Here is a 23564-nt window from a genome sequence, read left to right as displayed (position 1 = left end):
GGACCCCCAATGCGCGGTGCGAAGAGCGCCAAGTGGCTTGCGGGAGCCATCGTCGTCGCCCTGGCCGCCACGGCCTGCGGTTCCGGTGACGACAACGACGGCAAGGCCGCCGGCGACAGCAAGCGGTACGTGTCGATCAACGTCGGTGAGCCGCAGAAGGGGATCATCCCCTCGGACACCAACGAGTCCAACGGCGGTTACATCCTCGACGCCCTGTTCGCGGGTCTGCTGACCTTCGACGACAAGGGTGGCATCGAGTACCTGAACGCCGAGTCCATCACCACCGAGGACTCGAAGGTCTGGACCGTCAAGCTCAAGGAGGGCTGGAAGTTCCACGACGGCACCCCCGTCACCGCCAAGTCCTACGTGGACGCGTGGAACTGGTCCGCCCACATCGACAACGCCCAGCAGAACTCGTTCTGGTTCGGCGACATCGCGGGCTACGACGACGTGCACCCGGAGAAGGAGGGCGCGAAGGCCAAGGCGGACACCATGTCCGGCCTGAAGGTCGTCGACGACACCACCTTCACGATCGAGCTGAAGGAGGCCATGCCGTACTACCAGTACAAGCTTGGTTACTCCACCTTCGCCCCGCTCCCCGAGTCCTTCCACAAGGACCCGAAGGCCTTCGGCGAGAAGCCGATCGGCAACGGTCCCTACGAGTTCGAGAAGTGGGACCACAACAAGCTCTTCCAGGTCAAGGCCTACGCCGACTACAAGGGCGCCAACAAGGCGAAGAACGCCGGTGTCCAGTACAAGGCGTACGAGACCCCCGAGGCCGCCTACCAGGACCTGATGTCCGGCAACCTGGACATCATCGACCAGGTCGGCGCGACGGACCTCGCCAACTACAAGACCGACCTCGGCGACCGCGCGATCGAGCAGCCCTACGCCGCCGTCCAGACGCTGACCCCGGCCTTCTACTCCAAGACGTTCAAGGACGTCGACGTGAAGGTCATCCAGGGCCTGTCGATGGCGATCGACCGCGAGACCATCACCAAGACGGTTCTCCAGGGCACCCGCACCCCGGCCGACGGCTTCGTCGCCCCGGGCGCGCAGGGCAAGCAGACCCTCGACACCGACATCTTCACGTACGACCCGGCGAAGGCCAAGAAGCTCATCGAGGACGGCGGCGGCGTCCCGGGCAACAAGATCTTCATCCAGTACAACACCGACGGTGGCCACAAGGAGTGGGTGACCGCGGTCTGCAACTCCATCACCAAGGCCACCGGCGTCAAGTGCGAGGGCGACGCGAAGGCCGACTTCGCCACCGACCTCGAGGCGCGCGACAACGACCAGGTCAAGTCGTTCTACCGCGGTGGCTGGCAGGGTGACTACCCGCTGAACGGCAACTTCATCAAGGAGCTGTACCACTCCGGCGCCGAGTCCAACAACGGCAAGTTCAAGAACAAGGACCTCGACGAGGCGATGGACAAGGCGGACGCCTCCAAGACCCTCGAGGAGTACGTCGCGGCGTACCAGGAGGTCGAGAAGGAGCTCGTCAACCACATGCCGTCCATCCCGCTGTGGTTCTACGAGATGAACGGCGGTCACGGCGAAGAGGTCGACAACGTGAACGTCGACTGGCACGGCCAGTACAAGCTGTACGACGTCACCACCAAGTGACCCGGCACCGGGGGCCGTCGAGGCGGCCCCCGGGCCACACCCTGCACGACCGTCCTGGCGCGCGGAGCGTTCACCCCCTCCGCGCGCCGGGCACGCGGGCTCACGCCGGCCCGGCCCTCACCCGGGCCCTCCGGCGTGCGGCCCTCTTTTCGATTACCGACCATGGAGGCACCCATGGGGCACTATGTCGCCAGACGACTGCTCCAGATGATTCCCGTCTTTATCGGGTCCACGCTGCTGGTCTTCCTGATGATGTACGCGCTGCCCGGCGACCCGGTGCGCGCGCTCGCAGGTGAGAAGGGCGCCGACCCGACACAGGTGGCCAAGCTCAAGGCCGAACTGGGTCTGGACCAGCCGATTCTGGTGCAGTACTGGAACTACCTGACGGGCCTGTTCCAGGGCGACTTCGGCACCCAGATCGCCTCCCGCCGTCCTGTCGCGGACGTCATCGCAGAGTCCTGGCCGGTCACCGCGCAGCTCGCGATCTTCGCGCTGGTCTTCACCGCCGTCGTCGGCATCGGCATGGGAGTCGTCGCCGGCCTGAAGCCCAACAGCGTTCAGGACCGCACCCTGCTGTTCATCACCCTGCTGCTGGTGTCCATCCCCTCGTTCGTGCTGGGCCGCATGACCCAGACGTTCTTCGCGTTCCAGCTCGGGTGGGTCGACCCCAACGTGTCGCTGGAGGAGAACTGGTACGAGCTGCTGATGCCGGCGGCCGTCCTGGCGGCGCTGTCCCTGGCCTACGTGGCGCGTCTGACCCGTACGTCGGTCGTGGAGAACCTGCGCTCCGACTACATCCGCACGGCCGTCGCCAAGGGCCTGCCGCGCCGCCGCGTGGTGGGTGTGCACCTGGTGCGCAACTCGATGATCCCCGTGGTGACCTACCTGGGCGCCGACCTGGGCGCGCTGATGGCGGGCGCCGTCGTCACCGAGGGCATCTTCAACATCCACGGCATCGGCCTGACCGTCTTCGAGGCCCTCGGCAAGCGTGAGGGATCGACCGTGGTGGGCATCGTCAGCCTCATCGTGATCGTCTACCTGATCGCCAGCCTGCTCGTCGACCTGCTGTACGCGGTCCTGGACCCGAGGATCCGGTATGCCTGAGAACACCGCCGTCGTCAACGAGACCACCGAGCCGGTGAAGGCCGAGGCCGCCCCGGCGAAGGACGCCGGCACCGGCAAGCCCCGCAGCCTGTGGTCCGACGCCTGGCACGACCTGCGCCGCAGCCCGCTCTTCATCACCTCCGCGGTGCTCATCCTGGTGCTGCTCTCCATGGCCGTCTTCCCGAGCCTGTGGACCGACGGTTCGCCCACCGAGGCGGACCTCGCCAACAAGTACCTGAAGAAGCCCGAGTGGGGCGCGCTGTTCCAGCCGGAGTGGTTCGGCTACGACATCCAGGGCCGCTCGGTCTACAACCGCGTGATCTACGGCGCCCGCGCCTCCATCACCGTCGGTGTCATGGTCACCCTGATCGTGACCTTCCTGGGCACCGTCATCGGCATGCTCGCCGGCTACTTCGGCGGCATCCTCGACACCCTGCTGTCCCGGCTGACCGACATCTTCTTCGGCATCCCGTTCCTGCTGGGCGCCCTGGTCATCCTGACCGCCTTCGAGAAGCGCAGCGTCTGGGTCGTGATCCTGGCCATCTCGTTCCTCGGCTGGACGTCGATGGCCCGCGTCGCCCGCGGCGCCGTCATCCAGGTCAAGCAGACGGACTACATCCTCGCCGCCAAGGCGCTGGGCGCCTCCACCTTCCGGATCCTGACCCGGCACGTCCTGCCGAACGCGCTGGCGCCCATCATCGTGGTCGCCACCACCGCGCTCGGCGGTTACATCGCCACCGAGGCCACCCTGTCCTTCCTGGGCGTGGGCCTCCAGGAGCCGCTGGTCTCCTGGGGCGTGGACGTCGCCGGCGCCTTCCGGTCGATCCGCAACGCGCCCTACGTGCTGATCATGCCGTCCGTGCTGGTCTCCATCACGGTGCTGTCCTTCCTGATGTTCGGCGATGCGGTGCGCAACGCCCTCGACCCGAAGCTGCGCTGAGGGAGGCGTACACAACATGACTCTCATCGACGAATCCCCGGCGCCCCAGGGCGCCGGCGACTCCGGGACCCCGCTCCTGGAGGTCCGCGACCTGCACGTGGAGTTCCACACCCGTGACGGCGTCGCCAAGGCGGTCAACGGTGTCAACTACACCGTCAACGCCGGCGAGACGCTCGCCGTGCTCGGCGAGTCCGGCTCCGGCAAGTCCGTCACCGCCCAGGCGATCATGGGCATCCTGGACATGCCCCCCGGCCGCATCCCCAAGGGCGAGATCCTGTTCCGTGGACAGGACATGCTCAAGATGTCCGGCGAGGAGCGCCGGAAGATCCGCGGCGCCAGGATCGCGATGATCTTCCAGGACGCGCTCTCCTCGCTGAACCCGGTCTACTCGGTGGGCTTCCAGCTCGGCGAGATGTTCCGGGTCCACCGCGGCCTCTCCAAGAAGGACGCGCGGGCCAAGGCCGTCGAGCTGATGGACCGGGTGAAGATCCCCGCCGCCGCCCAGCGCGTGGACGACTACCCGCACCAGTTCTCCGGCGGCATGCGCCAGCGCATCATGATCGCCATGGCGCTGGCCCTGGAGCCGGACCTGATCATCGCCGACGAGCCCACCACGGCGCTCGACGTGACGGTGCAGGCGCAGGTCATGGACCTGCTCGCCGAGCTGCAGCGCGAGTACAACATGGGCCTGATCCTGATCACCCACGACCTCGGCGTGGTCGCCGACGTCGCGGACAAGATCGCCGTGATGTACGCGGGCCGGATCGTCGAGACGGCCCCCGTGCACGAGCTGTACAAGCGGCCCGCGCACCCCTACACCAAGGGCCTGCTCGAGTCGATCCCGCGCCTGGACCGCAAGGGCCAGGAGCTGTACGCGATCAAGGGCCTGCCGCCCAACCTGACCCGCATCCCGACCGGCTGCGCCTTCAACCCGCGCTGCCCGCAGGCCACCGACCTCTGCCGCACCGAGGTCCCGGCCCTGTTCCCGGTCACCGAGCAGGACGGCGCCGAGCTGGCCGGCCGCGGTTCGGCCTGCCACTACTGGAAGGAGACGCTCCATGGCTGAGCTCAGCAAGAAGAACGAGCCCGCCGCCTCCGTGGACGCCACTCCGAACGTCACCGGTGTCGAGGTCGTCGAGACCGGCAGCGAGACGGCCGCCATCGAGGCCCTCCAGGCGCCGGTGGACCGCGGCGAGCCGATCCTGCAGGTGCGGAACCTGGTCAAGCACTTCCCGCTGACCCAGGGCATCCTCTTCAAGAAGCAGGTCGGCGCGGTCAAGGCCGTCGACGGCATCTCCTTCGACCTGTACCAGGGCGAGACCCTGGGCATCGTGGGCGAGTCCGGCTGCGGCAAGTCCACCGTCGCCAAGCTCCTGATGCGCCTGGAGACGGCCACCGCGGGCGAGATCTTCTACAAGGGCCAGGACATCACCAAGCTGTCCGGGCGCGCGCTGAAGGCGGTCCGCCGGAACATCCAGATGGTGTTCCAGGACCCGTACACCTCGCTCAACCCCCGCATGACGGTGGGCGACATCATCGGCGAGACCTTCGACATCCACCCCGAGGTGGCCCCCAAGGGCGACCGCCGGCGCAGGGTCCAGGAGCTCCTCGACGTCGTCGGCCTGAACCCGGAGTACATCAACCGCTACCCGCACCAGTTCTCCGGCGGCCAGCGCCAGCGCATCGGCATCGCCCGCGGCCTCGCGCTCAACCCGGAGATCATCATCTGCGACGAGCCGGTCTCCGCGCTCGACGTGTCGGTGCAGGCGCAGGTCATCAACCTGATGGAGAAGCTGCAGGACGAGTTCAACCTGTCCTACGTCTTCATCGCGCACGACCTGTCCATCGTGCGGCACATCTCCGACCGCGTCGGCGTGATGTACCTCGGCAAGATGGCCGAGATCGGCACCGACGAGCAGATCTACGACCACCCGACGCACCCCTACACCCAGGCGCTGCTGTCGGCGGTCCCGGTCCCGGACCCGGAGGCCCGCGAGAACCGCGAGCGGATCATCCTCACCGGTGACGTCCCGTCCCCGGCCAACCCGCCGTCGGGCTGCCGCTTCCGCACCCGGTGCTGGAAGGCTCAGGACAAGTGCGCCCAGGAGGTGCCGCTGCTGGCGGTCCCCGAGCGCTTCAAGGGCGCGGACACGCCGGCCGCGCACGAGTCCGCGTGCCACTTCGCCGAGGAGAAGGACGTCGTCCACGCGGCCTGACGTCCCCTCCCGCCACGCCGAGGCCCGGCCCCCGTTCCCCCGGGGCGCCGGGCCCCGGCGTACCGCCCGCCGGTTCCCGCGGGCGGTACGCGCGCGCCGCCTCAGACGGTGGTCCGCGTCGCCGCCCAGTGGCAGGCGGCGGCGGTCCCGCCCGTGCCGGGCAGCACGGGGAGGTCCACCGTGCGGCACGCCTCCTCGACGCCGGCCCGCGCCGCCTCCCCGCCCGCCAGCACCTGGCACCGCACGTGGAACCGGCACCCGCCCGGAACGCGGGACGGGTCCGGCGGCTCCCCCGTGAGCACCACCGGCTCGCCCGGAGCCTCCGGCAGCACCGACAGCAGCGCCTGCGTGTACGGGTGCCGCGGCGAGGTCAGCACCTCCTCCACCGGCCCGGTCTCCACGATCCGCCCCAGGTACATCACCGCCACCCGGTCCGCGATGTTCCAGGCCAGCCCCAGGTCGTGGGTGACCACCAGCGCGGACAGCCCCAGCTCCTCGCGCAGGCGCAGCAGCAGCGCCAGGATCTCGCCCCGCACCGAGGCGTCCAGCGACGCCACCGGTTCGTCGGCCACGATCAGTTCCGGCTCCAGCACCAGCGCCCCGGCGATCACCACCCGCTGCCGCTGCCCGCCGGACAGCTCGTGCGGGTAGCGCAGGAAGAACCGCTCCGGCGGCCGCAGCCCGGCCCGGGAGAGCGCCCCGGCCACCGCGGCCCGCTCGTCGCCGTCGTACCCGTGGATCCGCAGCCCCTCGGCGACCGCGTCGTACACGGTGTGCCGGGGGTTCAGCGATCCCGTGGGGTCCTGGAGCACCAGCTGCACCCGCCTGCGGTGCGCCTTGAGCGCCCGCCCCCCGTACTCCAGCGGCGTGCCCGCGAAGGTGACCCGTCCGCCGGTCGGCCGCACCAGCCCCAGCAGCGAGCGGGCCAGCGTGGTCTTGCCGCAGCCGGACTCGCCGACCAGCGCGACGATCTCCCCGGGCCGCACGTCCAGGTCGACGCCGTCCACGGCCCGGGCGGGCGGTGCCCCGTTCCGGCCGGGGAAGGTCACGTGCAGTCCCTCGGCGCTCAGCAGCGGGGCGCCGTTGTCGGTGGTCGTCGTCATGCGGTGGTGCTCCTCGCTCCGTCGGTACCGGCCGTGCCCGTGCCGGCCGCCTCCGTGGCGCCCTCCGCGTCGGACGTCGCCGCACAGCCGGGGGCACCTGGGCCGGTGGCTTCGCTGTCGTCCGTGCCCGCACGGGACCCGGTCGCGCCGGAGTCGTCGCCGTCCGCACCGGGCCCACCCGCGCCGGAGGTGTCCGGCACGGGGGTGTCCGCCGCCGGGGCGTGCACCACCGCGGCAGCCTCTTCCGCGCCCGCGCCCGCGTGCACGCACGCCGCGCGGCGTCCCGTCGCGGCGTCGGCGAGCCGCAGGGGCTGGTCCTCGGTGGCGCAGGACTCCAGCGCCACCGGGCAGCGCGGGTGGAACGCGCACCCGCCCGGCAGCGCCGACGGGTCCGGCGGATCGCCCGCCAGCCCCGCGGGGGCGAACCGGGAGGCCGGGTCGCCGATCCGCGGGAACGCGGCGGACAGCGCCCGCGCGTACGGGTGCCGGGCGTCGTCGAAGACCCGCGCGGCGGGCCCTTCCTCCACCACCCGCCCCGCGTACATCACGGCCAGCCGGTCGCAGGTGTCGGCCAGCACCGCGAGGTCGTGGCTGATCATGATCAGGCCCACGTCCTGCTCGCTGACCAGCTCCTCGATCAGGCGGAGGATCTGGGCCTGGATCATCACGTCCAGCGCGGTGGTCGGCTCGTCGGCGATCACCAGGCCCGGATCGCAGGCCAGCGCCATGGCGATCATGACGCGCTGGCGCTGCCCGCCGGAGAGCTCGTGCGGATAGGCCGAGGCGCGGGCGGCGGGCAGGCCGACCTGCTCCAGCAGTTCGCCCGCCCTCCGCCTCGCCCCCGCGGCGGTGGCCCTGCGGTGCAGCAGGATCGGCTCGGCGATCTGGTCGCCGATGCGGTGCACCGCGTTCAGCGAGTGCATCGCGCCCTGGAAGACGATCGACGCGCCCGCCCAGCGCACGGCGCGCACCCGGCCCCACTTCATGGCGAGGACGTCCTCGCCGTCGAGCAGGATCCGCCCGCCCACCGTCGTGCCGGCGGGCAGCAGCCGCAGCAGCGCCAGGGCCAGCGTGGACTTCCCGCAGCCGGACTCCCCGGCGATGCCGAGTTTCTGCCCGGCCTCCAGCGTCAGGTCCACCCCGCGCACCGCGGCCGCCCCGCCGGGGTAGGTCACTTCGAGGTTCTGGACGTCCAGCAGGGTCAACGGGACACCCCCAGCCTGGGGTTGAGGACGGATTCGACGGCGCGGCCGCAGAGCGTGAACGCCAGCGCGACGACGGCGATGCCGATGCCGGGCGGCACCACGTACCACCACTTGCCGGAGCTGACCGCGCCGGCCTCGCGGGCGTCCTGGAGCAGGCTGCCCCAGGAGACCACCGTGGGGTCGCCGAGGCCCAGGAAGGCCAGCGTCGCCTCGGTGAGGATGGAGGAGGAGATCAGCAGGGTGGTCTGCGCCAGCACCAGCGGCATCACGTTGGGCAGCACGTGCCGCGTCATGATGTGCAGGTGCCCGCCGCCGAGCGCCTTGGCGCGCTCGATGTAGGGCCGTGACTCCACGGCCAGGGTCTGCGCGCGGACCAGGCGCGCGGTGGTCGGCCAGGTGACGATGCCGATCGCCAGCACCACCGTGCCGAGGGAGCGGGACAGCACGGTGGCCAGCGCGATGGCCAGCACCAGCGCGGGCATCACCAGGAACCAGTCGGTGATCCGCATGATCACCGTGGAGTAGGCGCCGCCGAAGTGCCCGGCGGTGATGCCGACCAGCGCGCCGATCACCACGGAGAGCGCCGCGGCCAGCAGTCCCACCAGGAGCGAGACCCGGGAACCCCAGACCACCAGGCCGAACAGGTCGCGCCCGAACCGGTCGGTGCCCAGCCAGAAACGGCCGCTCGGCGCCTCCATCGGGGAGCCGGGCGCCGTCGTCACGTCGGACACCTCGGCGCCGATGGTGAGCGGCGCGGTCAGCGCCACCAGGGCGAGGACGGCCAGGACGGCCAGTCCGGCCACCCCGGCCCGGTGGGAGCGGTACCGCCGCCAGAACCGGGCCGCGGAGGCCCGTCGCCGCTCGCGTGCCAGTCTGCGCGGGTCGAGCGTGGCGCCGCCCGCGGTCGTGTCGTCGGTCGTCACTGGTTGCCCACCCGGGGGTCGAGCAGCGGATAGATCAGGTCGGCCAGCATGTTGGCGAGGATCATCGTCGCCGCGAAGAAGAAGAACAGCCCTTGCACCAGCGGCAGGTCGGGCACGCTCAGCGCCTGGTAGAAGAGGCTGCCGAGACCCGGCCAGGAGAAGACCGTCTCCACCAGGATCACGCCCGCCACGGTGCGGCCCAGGTTGACGAAGATCAGCGTCATGGTGGGCAGCAGCGCGTTGGGGAGCGCGTGCCGGTTCCGCACCTGGTCGTCGCGCAGGCCCTTGGCGCGGGCCGTGGTCAGGTAGTCGCTGCCCATCTCGTCCAGCAGGGCGGAGCGGGTGACCAGCAGCGTCTGGCCGTAGTCGACGGCCACCAGGGTGAGCACCGGCAGCACCATGTGGTGCGCCACGTCGAGCACGTGGTCGAGGCCCTCCTCACCGGTCTCCATGCCGCCGGTGGGGAAGAGACCGGGGACCGGGCCGACGCCGTTGGCGAAGACGATGATCGCCAGCAGGCCGAGCCAGAAGGACGGCACCGAGAACAGGACCAGGGCGAGGCCGGTGTTGGCCCTGTCGCCGCGGCTGTTGTGGCGCCAGGCCGACCGGGTGCCCAGGAGGACGCCGAGCGCGGTGTAGATGACGAAGGCGGTGAGGGTCAGCAGCAGCGTGGGCAGCACCGCCTCGCCGATCTTGTCCATCACCGGCGCGCGGAACTGGTAGGAGGTGCCGAAGTCACCGGTGAGCACGTTGCCGCAGTAGTCCAGGAACTGCTGCCACACCGGCAGGTCGAGGCCGAACTCGCGCTGCAGCGCGTCCAGTTGGTCCTGCGAGATGGGCCGGCCCCGGGTCATCTGGGTGACCGGGTCGCCGGGTATCAGGCGGAAGAGGAAGAAGCTGGTGACGAGGACGGCCAGCAGGGAGACGGCGGCCCCCGCCAGCTTGCCCGCCGCGTGGCGCAGGTAGGTCAGGGTGCGGTTTCCGGAGCCGGACCGGCCGGCCGGCGGCCCGGCGGGACGCGGGCCGTCGGCCGGCGCGGCCGGCACGGGTGCGATCTGGGTCATGTACGCCCTGCTGCTATTCGCGCTCGTCGGCGGTGGAGCGGCGGCGCACCGCCATGAAGGCGCCGACCGCGACCAGGACCACGACGCCGGCGACGATGCCGATGATCACGCCGGTCGAGTCCTGGTCCCCGGAGGACGCCTCGTCGGAGGCGACGGGCTCGGCGGACCACCAGCTCCAGTAGCCGTCCTGGCCGTAGATGTTGCCGGCCTCGGCGGGCATGGTGGTGATCGACTTGATCTGGTCGCTGCGGTAGGCCTCGACGGCGTTCGGGTAGGCCATGACGTTCATGTACCCGAGGTCGTAGAGGTGCGACTGCATCTGCTTGACCAGGTCGGCGCGCTTGGCCGGGTCGTACTCGGCGAGCTGCCGCTCGTAGAGCTCGTCGTACTTCTTGTCGCAGATGAAGTTGTCGGTGGCGCCCACGTCCTCCTTGGTGGCCGGGAGGGCGTCACAGGTGTGGATGGACAGCACGAAGTCCGGGTCCGGGTTGACCGACCAGCCGTCGAAGGCCAGGTCGTAGGTGCCGGCCAGCCAGGGGTCGGAGACGTTGTCCGAGCACTGCAGGTCCATGCCGATGCCGAGCCGCCCCCACCACTCCTCGAGGTACTGGCCGACGGCCTTGTCGTTGGGGTCGGTGGCGTGGCAGAGCACCCGGTAGACGATCGGCTCGCCGTCCTCGTCGACCCGCTTGCCGTCCTTCTTCTTCAGGCCGGCCTCGTCGAGCAGCTTGTCGGCCGCCTCGATGTCGAAGGTGAGCTCCTGCTCCGGCGACGGCTTCCAGAAGTACTTGTCGTAGCGCGGGGGTATGTAGCCCTCGCCCTTGACGGCGTGGCCCTGGAAGACCTTGTCGATGATCGTGTCGCGGTCGACGGCCTTGAACAGGGCGTTGCGCACCCGCTGGTCCAGCAGCGACTCGTGGCCGTCGCCCAGCTTGTCGCCGTTCCTGGCCTTGGCGCCCGGGTTGACGGCGAGCGCGAAGAAGCGGCGGCCGGGGGCGTCGTTGACCTTGATGTTCCCGGCGTTCTTCAGGTCGGCGGCCTGCGCGGGCGTCAGGTTGGGGACGAAGGAGACCTCGCCCTTCTTCAGGGCGGCCACGGCGGCGTCGCCGTCCTTGTAGTACTTGAAGACCAGCTCGTCGAACTTGGGGGCGCCGCGCCAGAAGTCCTTGTTGGGCTCCATCTTCACGTACTGGTCGACCTTGTAGTCGGTGAGCACGTACGGGCCGTTGCCGACGATCGGGAACTTCTGGTCGTTGTTGAACTTCGAGAAGTCGCCGACCTTCTCCCAGACGTGCTTGGGCACGATCGGGATGTCCAGGGCCGTCATGGTGGCCTGCGGCTTCTTGAGCTTGATGACCAGCTTGTCCTTGCTGGGCGCGCTCACCGACTCGAAGTTGCCGACGAAGCTGCCGTTGGCGGTGGCCGCGGCGTCGTCCGACATCATCTTGCCCAGCGTCCACGCCGCGTCCTCGGCGGTGGCCTGCTTGCCGTCCGACCACTTCGAGTCGTCGCGGATGGTGTACGTCCAGGTCAGCTTGTCCTCGGACGCCTCCCACGCGGTGGCGAAGGCCGGGACCGGCTCGTTCGTCTTCGGGTCGTAGTTGAGCAGGTACTCGTACATCAGCCGGTGGATGCTGGTCGAGACCAGCCGGCCGGCCAGGAACGGGCTCAGCGAGTCCACGCTCTGGGCGACGGCCACGGTGAGGACCTGCTTGTCCTCCGCGGCCCGCGCCTGGGCGGGCGCCGGGTGCAGCGGCGTGGCGGCCGCGCCGGTGAACGCCAGGGCGAGTGCTCCCGTCGCGGCGACGAGCCGTGGGGCGCGGTGGCGTCGGCCTGTTCCGCCGTGCGCTTCTTGCGTGTTCATGCTCGGACCTCGCGTCATCCTCGGACTGCTGGGCAGTGCTGCCGAATGGGGAGTGGTCTATCAGTGCGGCAGTGGGGCGTCAACGGATCGGAGACCCCAAGTGGCCTGCGGAAACGCCGAGTTGATCGATCGGACACGGGCATTGGTCTCGACCTCTGACGCTCCGCAGGTGGGAGGTTGACGGTGCGTCTGTCGGACATGTCCGGCGGCCATTTCCGCTGGACGGGCGGAGCGGCCCGGGGGCAGGCTGGTCCGGACGTTCCCGCCCCGAGGCCGAGGAGGCCGCGTGACCGACGCCGTACCCGCCACACCCGCCGTATCCGCCACACCCGCCGCACCCGCCGTCCACTCGATCACCGTCGACTGCGTGGGGGACCCCTACGAGCTCGCCGTCTTCTGGGGGGCGCTGCTCGGACGCACCCCGGCGGACGACGACAGGCCCGGCGACCCGGAGGCACTGCTGGAGGACCCGGAGGGCGGGCCGCGCATGCTGTTCGTCCGCGTGCCCGACCCGAAGGCGGTCAAGAACCGCCTCCACCTCGACCTGCGGCCGCGCGGACGGACCCGTGCGGAGGAGGTGGAGCGGGCGCTCTCGCTCGGCGCGACCCTGTCCGCCGACCACGTGCGGCCCGACGGGCGCGGCTGGGTGACCCTCCTGGATCCGCAGGGCAACGAGTTCTGCGTCGAGCGGGGCGAGCTGGACTGAACGCCCCGAGGGCTCGGGGAGCGCGCGCACGACGGCCGCTCCGCCGGCCCCCGGCCCCGCTCCTGGTCCCGCCCCCGGTTCCCGGACCACCGGAAAACACCCCTCCCGCCCGCCGCCCCGGGCGGCCCGCGCCCGGTCGGGCTACTCAGTCACCTGTTCGGGTGGACCCCGGATGCGTCGGCACGCTCCCGGCGATATGGATCGTTCATCGCAGTGTTCGGTCGTCGCAGTGCCCGGTCACGGCGGTGTACCGGTCACGGCGGTGTCCGGCCACGGCCGGCCAGGGAGAGGGAGGTGCGCCATGCGCGGAGGAAGCCACCGGGGAAGGTCCGCCGGGCGTGGCGCCGCCGCGGCGTGCGCGTCGGCGGTGGCGTTGCTCGCCGCGGCCTGCGGTGGCGGCGGTGGCGGCACCGGCGCGGACGCGGTGCTGAGCTCCTCGTGGGGCGACCCGCAGAACCCGCTGGAGCCCGCCAACACCAACGAGGTGCAGGGCGGCAAGGTCCTCGACATGATCTTCCGCAACCTCAAGAAGTACGACCCGAGGACCGGCGAGGCGCAGGACATGCTCGCCGAGAGGATCGAGACCTCGGACTCCCGGAACTTCCGGATCACGGTCAAGGACGGCTGGAGGTTCAGCAACGGCGAGCCGGTCACCGCCCGCTCCTTCGTGGACGCGTGGAACTACGGCGCGAGCCTGAGGAACAACCAGAAGAACGCCTACTTCTTCCAGTACATCGAGGGCTACGACAGGACCCACCCGGAGAGCGGCGCGCAGAGCGCCGACACCCTCTCCGGGCTCGAGGTGGTCGACGACCGCACCTTCACCGTCGCGCTCAGCCAGAAGTTCTCGACCTTCCCGGACACCCTGGGCTACAACGCCTACGCCCCGCTGCCCCGGGCCTTCTTCGACGACCACGACGCCTGGGTCGCCAAGCCGATCGGCAACGGCCCCTACCAGGTCGAGTCCTACGCCAAGGGCGCGCAGATGTCGCTGCGCAAGTGGGACGGGTACCGGGGCCCCGACAAGGCGCGCAACGGCGGAGTGGACCTGAAGGTCTACACGGACAACGCCACCGCCTACAACGACCTGATGTCCGGCAACCTCGACCTGGTCGACGACATCCCGGCCAGCCAGCTGAAGAACGCCCCCGCCGACCTCGGCGACCGGTACGTCACCACCCCGGCCGGCATCCTCCAGACCCTCGCCTTCCCGTTCTACGACCCCGCGTGGAACAAGCCCGGCACGGAGAAGGTCCGCAAGGGCCTGTCCATGGCGATCGACCGCGCGCAGATCACCGAGACGATCTTCCAGAAGACCCGCACCCCGGCCACCGACTGGACCTCCCCGGTCCTCGGCGAGGACGGCGGCTTCCGCGAGGGCTTCTGCGGCGAGGCGTGCGAGTACAGGCCCGAGGAGGCCAGGAAGCTCATCGAGGAGGGCGGCGGCCTGCCCGGAGGCCAGGTGCGGATCACCTTCAACGCCGACACCGGCTCCCACCGCGACTGGGTCGAGGCCGTCTGCAACAGCATCAACCGCGTCATGGGCCAGGGCAAGGCGTGCGTCCCCCAGCCGGTCGGCACCTTCGCCGACTACCGCAACCGGATCGGCGACCGGAAGATGCCCGGCCCCTTCCGGGCCGGCTGGCAGATGGACTACCCGCTGATCCAGAACTTCCTCCAGCCGCTCCACTACACCGACGCCTCCTCCAACGACGGCAAGTGGTCCGACGAGGAGTTCGACGACTGGGTCGACAAGGCCAACGCCGAGTCGGACACCGGCCGGGCCGTGGAGAACTTCCTCAAGGCCGAGGCGGTGGTCCGCGACCGGATGGCGGCCATCCCGCTCTGGTACCAGAACGGCTCCGCCGGCTACTCCGAACGTCTCTCCGACGTCGCCCTGAACCCGTTCAGCGTTCCGGTCTACGACCGGATCAAGGTCGCCTGACCAGGCGTTCGGCCCCGCATCCAGGCCGGGAGGCACCATGGGACGCTACGTGATCCGGCGTCTGCTGCAGATGATCCCCGTCTTCGCCGGCGCGACGCTGCTCATCTTCCTGATGGTCAACGTCATGGGCGACCCGGTCGCCGGGCTCTGCGGCGAACGCGCCTGCGACCCGGCGACGGCGGCCCGCCTCAAGGCGGAGTTCGGCCTCGACCAGCCCGTGTGGAAGCAGTACCTGACCTACATGGGCAACGTGCTCACCGGCGACTTCGGCACCGCCTTCAACGGCCAGGAGGTCACCGAGCTGATGGGCACGGCCTTCCCGGTCACCGTCCGGCTGACCCTGGTGGCGATCCTCTTCGAGGTCGTCATCGGCATCGCCCTCGGCGTGGTCACCGGACTGCGCCGCGGCCGTCCGGCCGACACCGGCGTCCTGGTCGCCACCCTCGTCGTCATCTCCGTGCCCACCTTCGTCACCGGCCTGCTGCTCCAGCTCCTGCTCGGCGTGAAGTGGGGATGGACCGACCCCTCCGTCTCCTCCGAGGCCGCCTTCGGCGAACTCGTCGTCCCCGGCCTGGTGCTGGCCTCCGTCTCGCTGGCCTACGTCACCCGGCTGACCCGGACCTCCATCGCCGAGAACCGCCGCTCCGACTACGTCCGCACGGCCGTCGCCAAGGGGCTCCCGCGCCGCCGGGTGGTCACCCGCCACCTGCTGCGGAACTCGCTCATCCCCGTGGTCACCTTCATCGGCACGGACATCGGCGCGCTGATGGGCGGCGCCATCGTCACCGAGCGGATCTTCAACATCCACGGCGTCGGCTACCAGCTCTACCAGGGCATCCTGCGGCAGAACACCCAGACCGTGGTGGGCTTCGTGACGGTGCTCGTGCTGGTCTTCCTGGTGGCGAATCTCGTCGTCGACCTCCTGTACGCCGTTCTCGACCCGAGGATCCGCTATGCCTGACACCCGCCGGACGCACCCGGGCCCCGAGCCGGAGGCCGGCGGCCGCCGGCCGGGGGAGCGCCTGCCCGGCGGCCCTCCGCCCGGCGACCACCCGACGGGCGACCGCCCGCGCGGGAACCGCCCCGACGACGGCCCGGACGCCCGGGACGGGGCGATCGCCGGGACCGGCTTCGGCGGCTCCATGGACCTGGCCGCCGACGAGGGCCGGACGCTGGAGGACGACCCCGGGCCCGACGGCGGCGGCCCGTCCGGCCGGCCCCGCTCCCTGTGGTCGGACGCCTGGCGGGACCTGCGCCGCAACCCGGTCTTCGTCGTCTCCGCCCTGCTGATCCTGTTCCTGGTGCTGATCGCGCTCCGGCCCACCCTGCTGGCCTCCGGCGACCCGCTCGACTGCGACCTGGCACGCGCCCAGGAGGGCTCCCGGCCCGGCCACCCGTTCGGCTTCAACGGCCAGGGCTGCGACGTGTACACCCGCACCGTCCACGGCGCCCGCACCTCGGTCACCGTCGGCGTCTGCGCCACCCTCGGCGTCACCCTCCTCGGCAGCGTCCTCGGCGGACTGGCCGGGTTCTTCGGCGGTCTCTGGGACGCCCTGCTCTCCCGGCTCACCGACGTCTTCTTCGCCATCCCGGTGGTCCTGGGCGGTCTGGTGCTGCTGTCGGTGGTCACCAGCAACAGCGTCTGGCCGGTGATCGGCTTCATGGTGCTGCTGGGCTGGCCGCAGATCTCCCGCATCTCCCGCGGCGCCGTCATCACCGCCAAGCAGCACGACTACGTACAGGCCGCCCGCGCCCTCGGCGCCTCCGGCCCCCGGATGCTGCTGCGGCACATCGCGCCCAACGCGATCGCCCCGGTGATCGTGGTCGCCACCATCGCGCTCGGCACCTACATCGCCCTGGAGGCCACCCTGTCCTACCTGGGCGTCGGACTGAAACCGCCCACGGTCAGCTGGGGCATCGACATCTCCTCCGCCTCCCCGTACATCCGCAACGCCCCGCACATGCTGCTCTGGCCCGCCGGGGCGCTGGCGGTCACGGTGCTGGCGTTCATCATGCTCGGCGACGCGGTCCGCGACGCCCTCGACCCGAAGCTGAGGTGAGCCGCGCCATGCTGCTCGACGTCCGCGACCTGCGCGTGGAGTTCACCACCCGGGAAGGCGTCGCCAAGGCGGTCAACGGGGTCAGCTACGGCGTCGCGGCGGGCGAGACGCTCGCCGTGCTCGGCGAGTCCGGCTCCGGCAAGTCCGTCACCGCCCAGGCGGTCATGGGCATCCTCGACACGCCGCCCGGCCGGATCACCGGCGGCGAGATCCTCTTCAAGGGCCGCGACCTGCTGAGGCTCAAGGAGGAGGAGCGGCGCTCCGTCCGCGGGGCCGAGATGGCGATGATCTTCCAGGACGCGCTCTCCTCCCTCAACCCGGTGCTCACCGTGGGGGACCAGCTCGGCGAGATGTTCGTCGTCCACCGCGGCATGTCGAAGAAGGACGCGCGGGCCAAGGCCGTCGAGCTGATGGACCGGGTCCGCATCCCGGCCGCCGCCCAGCGCGTGGACGACTACCCGCACCAGTTCTCCGGCGGCATGCGCCAGCGCATCATGATCGCCATGGCGCTGGCCCTGGAGCCGGACCTGATCATCGCCGACGAGCCCACCACGGCGCTCGACGTGACGGTGCAGGCGCAGGTCATGGACCTGCTCGCCGAGCTGCAGCGCGAGTACGCCATGGGCCTGATCCTGATCACCCACGACCTCGGCGTGGTCGCCGACGTCGCGGACAGGATCGCCGTGATGTACGCGGGCCGGATCGTCGAGACGGCCCCCGTGCACGACCTCTACAAGGCGCCCGCCCACCCCTACACCCGCGGACTGCTGGACTCCATCCCCCGCCTGGACCACAAGGGCCGGGAGCTGTACGCGATCAAGGGCCTGCCGCCCAGCCTCACCGCCGTCCCGCCCGGCTGCCCCTTCCACCCGCGCTGCCCGATGGCGCGGGACGTCTGCCGCACCGACGTGCCCCCGCTGCACGCCGTGGAGCGGGGACCGGCCTCCGGGCCGGGGCGGGGCAGCGCCTGCCACTTCTGGCGCGACTGCCTCGAGGGCTCCGCCCGCCGCTAGACACGCCCGCCGCCCCACATGCCCGCCGCGCCGCCCCACACGCCCACCGCCGGCCGAACCCGCCCGCCAGGAGAACCGATGGCCACCACGGCGCCCGTGCCCGGCACGGACACGACGACCGAGCCGATCCTCGAGGTCGAGGGGCTGGTCAAGCACTACCCGCTCACCCGGGGCGTCCTCCTCAGGAAGCAGACCGGGGCGGTCAAGGCCGTCGACGGCGTCGACCTCGCCCTCGGCCGGGGCGAGACCCTCGGCATCGTGGGGGAGTCCGGCTGCGGCAAGTCCACCGTGGCGCGCATGCTGGTCGGCCTGGAACGCCCCACCGCGGGCGCCATCCGCTACCGGGGCGAGGACGTCACCCGGCTCTCCGGCCGCGCGCTGAAGGCCGTCCGCCGGAACATCCAGATGGTCTTCCAGGACCCCTACACCTCGCTCAACCCGCGGATGACGGTCGGTGACATCGTCGGCGAGCCTTTCGACATCCACCCCGAGGCCGCCGCCAAGGGCGACCGGCGCCGGCGGGTCCAGGAACTGCTGGAGGTGGTCGGCCTCAACCCCGAGCACGTCAACCGCTACCCGCACCAGTTCTCCGGCGGCCAGCGCCAGCGCATCGGCATCGCCCGCGGCCTCGCGCTGCGCCCCGAGGTCATCGTCGCCGACGAGCCGGTCTCCGCACTCGACGTCTCGGTCCAGGCCCAGGTGGTCAACCTGCTGGAGCGGCTCCAGGACGAGTTCGGCCTCGCCTACGTCTTCATCGCCCACGACCTGTCCGTGGTGCGGCACATCTCCGACCGCGTCGGCGTGATGTACCTGGGGCGCGTCGTGGAGACCGGCACCGACGCGCAGATCTACGGCCACCCCACGCACCCCTACACCCAGGCCCTGCTCTCCGCCGTGCCCGTCCCCGACCCGGCGGCCCGTGACCGCCGTGAGCGCATCATCCTCACCGGCGACGTGCCCTCGCCGGCCGACGTCCCCTCCGGGTGCCGCTTCCGCACCCGCTGCTGGAAGGCCCGGCAGCGCTGCGCCGACGAGGTGCCGCGGCTCGCCGTGCCGGAGGCCTTCCGCGGCGGGGGCGGCCCGGCGGCGCATCCGTCGGCCTGCCACTTCGCGGAGGAGAGGCGGGTGGTGCCGCCGGACGAGCCGGTCCCCTCGCGCGGAGGGGCGCGTTAACAGACAGGCAACTCCGCGGACCCGTCTCCGATATACGGACCTGGAAACCTGAACAGCGTACGGCCGTGCGGGTGCCGTGAACGGGCCGGGGCGCGCCATGTCGCCCCGGCCCGTGCCGGTTCCCGGGCGGTTCAGCCGGCCGACGGGCCCTGCGGTGCGCCCCCCGCCGTCCCCTCCGGCGACATGCCCAGCGAGCGGCGCAGGAAGTCGACCTGGAGCAGCAGCAGGTTCTCCGCCACCTGCTCCTGCGGCGTCATGTGCGTCACCCCCGACAGCGGCAGCACCTCGTGCGGCCGCCCCTCGGCCAGCAGGGCCGAGGAGAGCCTCAGCGAGTGGGCCGCCACCACGTTGTCGTCCGCCAGCCCGTGGATCACCATCAGCGGCCGGGCGGGCGCGGCGGCGCCGGAGAGCCCGTCGTCGGTCACCAGCGAACTCGCCGCGTACGCCGCCGGTGCGGCGGCCGGGTCGCCCAGGTACCGCTCCGTGTAGTGGGTGTCGTAGAGCCGCCAGTCGGTGACCGGGGCGCCGGCGACGCCCGCGGCGAAGACGTCCGGCCGCCGGAGCACCGCCAGCGCGGCGAGGTAACCGCCGAACGACCAGCCCCGGATCGCCACCCGCGACAGGTCCAGCGGGTACCGCCCGGCCAGGTCGTGGAGGGCGTCGATCTGGTCCTCCAGGGCGAGGGTGAAGTCGCCCCCGACCGCCTTCTCCCACTGCGGCGAGCGCCCCGGCGTGCCGCGTCCGTCGGCGACGACCACCGCGAACCCCTGGTCGGCGAACCACTGCGAGGTCAGGTGGGCGTTGTGGGCGGCGGACACGCGCTGCCCGTGCGGGCCGCCGTACGGGTCCATGAGGACGGGCAGCGGCTCGTCCGCCCGGTGGTGCGCGGGCAGCAGCACGGCGCTCGGGACGCGCCGCGCGCCCGCCCGGGTCAGCGCGACGCGGGGGGTCAGTCCGGGGTCGGCCGCGTGCGAGGCGATCCGCGCGACCTCCTCGCCGTCGCGCTCCACCCGCACCCGGGCCCCCGGCCGGCCGAGCGTGGACGACACCAGGACCGTCACCCCGCCCGAGCGGACCGCCGAGTGGACGCCCGGCTCCCGCGAGACGCGCTCCACCCCGTCCGCGGTGACCCGGTGGACGTGCACCTCGCCGGTCTCCGCGTCGGCGGCCTCCTCGCCCGCGGAGGCCGACACCAGGACGTCGTCCTGCGACACGTCGAGCACCGCGCGCAGGTGCAGCCGCCCGTCGGTGAGCGTGCGTCCGCCCACCGCGAGGGCCCGCGCCCCGCTCTCGTCGGTGATCCGCACCAGTTCGCCGGCCGGGCTCCAGCAGGGCGTGGCAGCGAACAGTTCCAGCCATGTTGGGTCGCTCTCGCGGAGCAGCGTGCGGGTGGCCCCGGTGTCCGGGTCGACGGTCAGGGTGAGCTGCTCGCGCTGGTCCCGCGCCTGCACCAGGATCAGCGGCGGACCCGCCGCTGACCAGTGCACTCGTGCCAGGTACGGGAACCGCTCGCGGTCCCAGAGGACCTCCGACCGGCTGCCGTCGAGGCCCAGGGCGAACAACTGTACGTCCGCGTTGGGGGTGCCGGCCGCCGGGTACGCCTGCTGCCGCGGTTCCCGCCCGGGGTGCGCGGGATCGGCGATCCACCAGCGCCGCACGGGCGCGTCGTCGGCCCGGGCGACCAGCAGCCGGTCCGACTCCGGCGCCCACCAGAAGCCGCGGAAGCGGTGCATCTCCTCCGCCGCGACGAACTCCGCGAGCCCGTACGCGACCGTCCCCGACTCGGGTTCGGCGAGCGCCCGGTCACCGTCGCCCGCCGCCCCGACGACCCTCAGCGCACCGCCCGCGACGTAGGCGACGTGGCGTCCGTCGGGGGAGGGGCGGGGGTCGACCACCGGCCCGGCGACGGGCAGCTCGCGCGTCGCACCGGTCCTGAGATCCACCGCGAAAAGCCGCCCTGACAAGGCGAAACACGCGAACTCCACGGCGGCGTCGGTGGCGTGGGCGACGATGCCGGCGCCGCCTTCCCGGCTCCGCTCGCGCCGCGCCAGCTCCTCGGCGGACAGGTCCTCGCCGGTGCCCTCCAGCAGCGCCGCGGGGTCCGCCACGAGCCGCTCGGCGGGACCGCCGCCGGCCTCCAGGTCGAGCACCCAGAGGGCGCCGGCCCGGTCCGTGCCGGAGCGCGAGCGCAGGAAGACGACCCGGGAGCCGTCCGGCGCGACGGTGAACGCGCGGGGCGCCCCGAGGGTGAATCGCTGGGTGCGGGCGTACCGCCGGGGGAAGGATTCGGTGTCCGTCTGCATGACCCGACCATATTGGCCATGCGCCCCCCTTGTGCGGCTGTGCGCCGACTCATGCGTGGCTTCGGATAGTTATGATCACTCCCGTCCGGTGGGTATCAACCTGCTGGCTGCGCGAAGGATTTGTCGCCCCTTCGGTCCGACTGCCAGTGTTCTGGGGAGCTTTGGAGGTGAACCGCCGTGGCACTCTCGATCTCGGTGGTGGTGCTGCTGGCGATCGTCGTCTTCCTGCTGATCAAGAAGTCGGGGCTGAAGGCGGGGCATGCGATCGTCTGCATGCTGCTCGGGTTCTACCTCGCCGCGTCGTCGGTGGCCCCCACGATCAGTGAGTTGACCAACAACATCGCGGGCATGATCGGCAGCTTCAAGTTCTGACCGCGCGTCGCCTCCGTCCCGGATACCCCCGCGGCGGCGGCGTACACCAGGACGCGCGTCAGGTTTTCCCGTCACCCCGGGTGCCGGGGCCCCGCCCCCTCCGTCCTCCGGCACGCCTGCCGGGGGAGCGCCGGGGGGTCCGGCCTAAGCTGGCCCCATGACGGACATGCCCGCTCGCCGCCTGCTGCTGGTGCACGCGCACCCGGACGACGAGTCGATCAACAACGGCGCCACCATGGCCCGCTACGCGGCCGAGGGCGCCGGGGTCACCCTGGTCACCTGCACGCTGGGCGAGCTGGGCGAGGTCATCCCGCCCGAACTGGCCCACCTGTCCGGCGCGGCGCTGGGCGCGCACCGCCGCCAGGAACTGGCCGCCGCCATGCGCGAGCTGGGCGTCGGGGACGTCCGGCTGCTCGGCGGCGCGGGCCGCTACGGCGACTCCGGGATGATGGGCCTGCCCGACAACGACGCCCCCGGCGCCTTCTGGGGCGCCCCGGTGGACGAGGCCGCCGAGCACCTGGCCGCCGTGATCCGCGAGGTCCGCCCCCAGGTCCTGGTCACCTACGACCCGAACGGCGGCTACGGCCACCCCGACCACATCCAGGCCCACCGCGTCGCCATGCGGGCGGCGGAACTGGCCGCCGACCCGGGCGTGCGACCCGATCTGGGCGAGCCCTGGGACATCGCCCGCATCTACTGGACCCGGATGCCCCGTGAGGTCGCCGAGGAGGCGTTCGCCCGCCTCCGCGAGGCGCTGCCCGGCCTTCCGTTCACCGGGGCGGCCGAGGTGGACGACCTGCCCGGCGTCGTCGACGACCCGGCGTCGATCGGCGTCCGCCTGGACGCCGGGGGCACCCCGTACGCCGCCGCCAAGGCGGCCGCCATGGCGGCCCACGCCACCCAGATCGCCGTGAGCGGCCCCTGGTTCGCCCTCTCCAACGGCCTGGCCCAGCCGCTGTTCGCGGTGGAGCACTACCAGCTGGTGAAGGGCGAGCCCGACGGCCCCGGCGTGGGGGACGACCTGTTCGCCGGGATCGCGCCCGCGGCCCCGGCACGGCCCGAGGGGCCCGAGGAGCGCCGGGGAGGCACGGCATGAGCGTGAGCGACAAGGGGCCGCGGCCCGTCGGCGGGCCGCTGGCCCAGCCGCTGCGGATGCCCTCGGCGGGCCGGACGGCGGCCTACGCCGGACTGTTCCTGCTCGGCGCGCTCGTCGGGGCGGCAGGCGCGCTCGTGCAGGGCGCCTTCTTCCCCGGCGGGCTGCTGCTGGCGCTCGCCGGGGCCGCCGGGACCTTCCTCGGCGGGGCGCGGCTGATGGCCTCGAGGGCGGGTGCGGCCGTGCCCGTGGCGGGCTGGCTGGTGGCGGTCGTCCTGCTCACCACCAGCCGCCCCGAGGGCGACTTCGTGTTCGGCGCGGGCCTGCGCCCCTACCTGTTCCTTCTGGGCGGCATGCTGGTCGCTATGATCTGCGCCACCCTCGGAGGCGGCCGCGACCGCTGAGTACCGCCGCCCCACTTGGGATCGACGTCCCGCTTCGTCCTGCCGTCCCGGTGCCCCCCGGGGTGGATATGCCTCGGCCGTGGGTTACCCGCGGGAAGCGGCCAGTATCGTGGAGCGCGCCGCCGAGAAGCCCGATGTGATCGTGACGGGCGGCGGAGCCAACCGGGAGAACCTGCCTTGAGTCGTGAAACTGACAGTCCGTCCCCCACGCCCAGCGGGCACGGCGGATCCGCGCACCCTTCAGAGCCGTCACGGCCGGAGGACCGCAAGACCGAGACCACACTGACCACCCGGGTGAAGATCAACATCCCAGGGTCCCGGCCGATCCCGCCCGTGGTCGTGCGCAAACCCGTCGGCGACGGTTCCGCCGGCCAGGGCGAGCAGCCCCCCGCGGGCGGCGGAGCGACGCCGGCCGACGGCACGGACACCTCGTCCGCGGCGTCCGCCGCG

Annotated in this window: 20 protein-coding genes; 14 read left to right on the top strand and 6 right to left on the bottom strand. The window is 71.8% G+C overall.

The features are described 5' to 3' along the window. Window positions 1-9: 9 nt before the first annotated feature. From A2U95_RS07090 to A2U95_RS07070, 5 genes are all read left to right on the top strand, one after another. Window positions 10-1626, top strand: a complete 1617-nt coding sequence (locus A2U95_RS07090) for a peptide ABC transporter substrate-binding protein (protein ID WP_166021353.1) — start codon at window positions 10-12, stop codon at window positions 1624-1626. Between the two features lie 174 nt (window positions 1627-1800). Continuing rightward, window positions 1801-2730 carry an ABC transporter permease gene (locus tag A2U95_RS07085; RefSeq protein WP_166021352.1) on the top strand — a complete coding sequence of 310 codons (930 nt, stop codon included), beginning with the start codon at window positions 1801-1803 and terminating at the stop codon, window positions 2728-2730. Next, on the top strand, window positions 2723-3670 hold the full coding sequence (locus A2U95_RS07080; RefSeq protein ID WP_166021351.1) for an ABC transporter permease: 948 nt from the start codon (window positions 2723-2725) through the stop codon (window positions 3668-3670). Before A2U95_RS07085 ends, A2U95_RS07080 begins: the two co-directional genes overlap by 8 nt. A gap of 16 nt (window positions 3671-3686) precedes the next feature. Further along, the gene (locus A2U95_RS07075) at window positions 3687-4736 is read left to right on the top strand and encodes an ABC transporter ATP-binding protein (protein WP_166021350.1); all 1050 of its coding nucleotides are present in this window, start codon (window positions 3687-3689) and stop codon (window positions 4734-4736) included. Further along, window positions 4729-5886 (top strand): ABC transporter ATP-binding protein, encoded by a 1158-nt coding sequence (locus tag A2U95_RS07070; RefSeq protein ID WP_166021349.1) that lies wholly within the window; start codon window positions 4729-4731, stop codon window positions 5884-5886. The genes A2U95_RS07075 and A2U95_RS07070 overlap by 8 nt, the downstream gene beginning before the upstream one ends. Before the next feature lie 101 nt (window positions 5887-5987). Here the strand turns inward: A2U95_RS07070 and A2U95_RS07065 are convergent, their stop codons facing one another. Genes A2U95_RS07065 through A2U95_RS07045 form a run of 5 tightly spaced genes read right to left on the bottom strand, consistent with a single transcriptional unit; the run spans window position 5988 to window position 12045 of the window. Continuing rightward, entirely contained in the window at window positions 5988-6989 is a 1002-nt protein-coding gene (locus A2U95_RS07065) for an ABC transporter ATP-binding protein (RefSeq protein ID WP_166021348.1), read from the bottom strand. Beyond that, a complete protein-coding gene (locus tag A2U95_RS07060; RefSeq protein ID WP_166021347.1) occupies window positions 6986-8194 on the bottom strand; it encodes an ABC transporter ATP-binding protein in 1209 nt (402 codons plus the stop codon). Before A2U95_RS07060 ends, A2U95_RS07065 begins: the two co-directional genes overlap by 4 nt. Further along, a complete protein-coding gene (locus tag A2U95_RS07055; protein ID WP_166021346.1) occupies window positions 8191-9117 on the bottom strand; it encodes an ABC transporter permease in 927 nt (308 codons plus the stop codon). Before A2U95_RS07055 ends, A2U95_RS07060 begins: the two co-directional genes overlap by 4 nt. Further along, complete coding sequence (locus A2U95_RS07050) at window positions 9114-10181, bottom strand: ABC transporter permease (RefSeq protein ID WP_166021345.1); 1068 nt, start codon at window positions 10179-10181, stop codon at window positions 9114-9116. The genes A2U95_RS07055 and A2U95_RS07050 overlap by 4 nt, the downstream gene beginning before the upstream one ends. Window positions 10182-10194: 13 nt before the next feature. After that, entirely contained in the window at window positions 10195-12045 is a 1851-nt protein-coding gene (locus A2U95_RS07045) for an ABC transporter substrate-binding protein (protein ID WP_166021344.1), read from the bottom strand. Between the two features lie 286 nt (window positions 12046-12331). On the opposite strand from A2U95_RS07045, the gene A2U95_RS07040 reads away from it, so the two are divergent. The 6 genes from A2U95_RS07040 to A2U95_RS07015 all read left to right on the top strand — a co-directional run bounded on the left by A2U95_RS07040 (window position 12332) and on the right by A2U95_RS07015 (window position 18942). Next, window positions 12332-12751, top strand: coding sequence for a VOC family protein (locus A2U95_RS07040; protein WP_166021343.1), 420 nt, complete (start codon window positions 12332-12334; stop codon window positions 12749-12751). A 301-nt stretch (window positions 12752-13052) separates the two neighbouring features. Further along, window positions 13053-14696 (top strand): peptide ABC transporter substrate-binding protein, encoded by a 1644-nt coding sequence (locus A2U95_RS07035; protein ID WP_166021342.1) that lies wholly within the window; start codon window positions 13053-13055, stop codon window positions 14694-14696. Window positions 14697-14733: 37 nt separating this feature from the next. Next, window positions 14734-15657 (top strand): ABC transporter permease, encoded by a 924-nt coding sequence (locus A2U95_RS07030; RefSeq protein WP_166021341.1) that lies wholly within the window; start codon window positions 14734-14736, stop codon window positions 15655-15657. Window positions 15658-15838: 181 nt separating this feature from the next. After that, the gene (locus tag A2U95_RS07025) at window positions 15839-16756 is read left to right on the top strand and encodes an ABC transporter permease (RefSeq protein WP_166024895.1); all 918 of its coding nucleotides are present in this window, start codon (window positions 15839-15841) and stop codon (window positions 16754-16756) included. A gap of 8 nt (window positions 16757-16764) precedes the next feature. Continuing rightward, a complete protein-coding gene (locus A2U95_RS07020; protein ID WP_166021340.1) occupies window positions 16765-17769 on the top strand; it encodes an ABC transporter ATP-binding protein in 1005 nt (334 codons plus the stop codon). Window positions 17770-17847: 78 nt separating this feature from the next. Beyond that, a complete protein-coding gene (locus A2U95_RS07015) occupies window positions 17848-18942 on the top strand; it encodes an ABC transporter ATP-binding protein (RefSeq protein ID WP_166021339.1) in 1095 nt (364 codons plus the stop codon). Between the two features lie 131 nt (window positions 18943-19073). Here the strand turns inward: A2U95_RS07015 and A2U95_RS07010 are convergent, their stop codons facing one another. After that, complete coding sequence (locus tag A2U95_RS07010; protein WP_166021338.1) at window positions 19074-21245, bottom strand: S9 family peptidase; 2172 nt, start codon at window positions 21243-21245, stop codon at window positions 19074-19076. A 177-nt stretch (window positions 21246-21422) separates the two neighbouring features. Here A2U95_RS07010 and A2U95_RS07005 point away from each other — a divergent pair, with 177 nt between their 5' ends. The 3 genes from A2U95_RS07005 to A2U95_RS06995 all read left to right on the top strand — a co-directional run bounded on the left by A2U95_RS07005 (window position 21423) and on the right by A2U95_RS06995 (window position 23114). After that, window positions 21423-21617, top strand: coding sequence for a hypothetical protein (locus A2U95_RS07005; RefSeq protein WP_166021337.1), 195 nt, complete (start codon window positions 21423-21425; stop codon window positions 21615-21617). A gap of 157 nt (window positions 21618-21774) precedes the next feature. Further along, window positions 21775-22713, top strand: a complete 939-nt coding sequence (gene mshB / locus A2U95_RS07000; RefSeq protein WP_166021336.1) for an N-acetyl-1-D-myo-inositol-2-amino-2-deoxy-alpha-D-glucopyranoside deacetylase — start codon at window positions 21775-21777, stop codon at window positions 22711-22713. Then, complete coding sequence (locus A2U95_RS06995; protein ID WP_166021335.1) at window positions 22710-23114, top strand: DUF6113 family protein; 405 nt, start codon at window positions 22710-22712, stop codon at window positions 23112-23114. Before mshB ends, A2U95_RS06995 begins: the two co-directional genes overlap by 4 nt. The last annotated feature ends 450 nt before the right edge of the window (window positions 23115-23564 follow it).

Source organism: Streptomyces chilikensis (genome assembly GCF_001642695.1).
Taxonomy (GTDB): domain Bacteria; phylum Actinomycetota; class Actinomycetes; order Streptomycetales; family Streptomycetaceae; genus Streptomyces; species Streptomyces chilikensis.
This window is presented reverse-complemented; position numbering and strand designations above follow the sequence as displayed.

Excerpts from the sequence above, each read along its gene's own strand:
- A2U95_RS07090 (WP_166021353.1), top strand. The coding sequence starts at position 10 with ATGCGCGGTGCGAAGAGCGCCAAGTGGCTTGCGGGAGCCATCGTCGTC.
- A2U95_RS07030 (WP_166021341.1), top strand. The coding sequence starts at position 14,734 with ATGGGACGCTACGTGATCCGGCGTCTGCTGCAGATGATCCCCGTCTTC.
- A2U95_RS07070 (WP_166021349.1), top strand. The coding sequence starts at position 4,729 with ATGGCTGAGCTCAGCAAGAAGAACGAGCCCGCCGCCTCCGTGGACGCC.
- A2U95_RS07050 (WP_166021345.1), bottom strand. The coding sequence starts at position 10,181 with ATGACCCAGATCGCACCCGTGCCGGCCGCGCCGGCCGACGGCCCGCGT.
- A2U95_RS07015 (WP_166021339.1), top strand. The coding sequence starts at position 17,848 with ATGGCCACCACGGCGCCCGTGCCCGGCACGGACACGACGACCGAGCCG.
- A2U95_RS07045 (WP_166021344.1), bottom strand. The coding sequence starts at position 12,045 with ATGAACACGCAAGAAGCGCACGGCGGAACAGGCCGACGCCACCGCGCC.
- A2U95_RS07075 (WP_166021350.1), top strand. The coding sequence starts at position 3,687 with ATGACTCTCATCGACGAATCCCCGGCGCCCCAGGGCGCCGGCGACTCC.
- A2U95_RS07080 (WP_166021351.1), top strand. The coding sequence starts at position 2,723 with ATGCCTGAGAACACCGCCGTCGTCAACGAGACCACCGAGCCGGTGAAG.
- A2U95_RS07025 (WP_166024895.1), top strand. The coding sequence starts at position 15,839 with ATGGACCTGGCCGCCGACGAGGGCCGGACGCTGGAGGACGACCCCGGG.
- A2U95_RS07020 (WP_166021340.1), top strand. The coding sequence starts at position 16,765 with ATGCTGCTCGACGTCCGCGACCTGCGCGTGGAGTTCACCACCCGGGAA.
- A2U95_RS07010 (WP_166021338.1), bottom strand. The coding sequence starts at position 21,245 with ATGCAGACGGACACCGAATCCTTCCCCCGGCGGTACGCCCGCACCCAG.
- A2U95_RS07085 (WP_166021352.1), top strand. The coding sequence starts at position 1,801 with ATGGGGCACTATGTCGCCAGACGACTGCTCCAGATGATTCCCGTCTTT.
- mshB (WP_166021336.1), top strand. The coding sequence starts at position 21,775 with ATGACGGACATGCCCGCTCGCCGCCTGCTGCTGGTGCACGCGCACCCG.
- A2U95_RS06995 (WP_166021335.1), top strand. The coding sequence starts at position 22,710 with ATGAGCGTGAGCGACAAGGGGCCGCGGCCCGTCGGCGGGCCGCTGGCC.
- A2U95_RS07035 (WP_166021342.1), top strand. The coding sequence starts at position 13,053 with ATGCGCGGAGGAAGCCACCGGGGAAGGTCCGCCGGGCGTGGCGCCGCC.
- A2U95_RS07065 (WP_166021348.1), bottom strand. The coding sequence starts at position 6,989 with ATGACGACGACCACCGACAACGGCGCCCCGCTGCTGAGCGCCGAGGGA.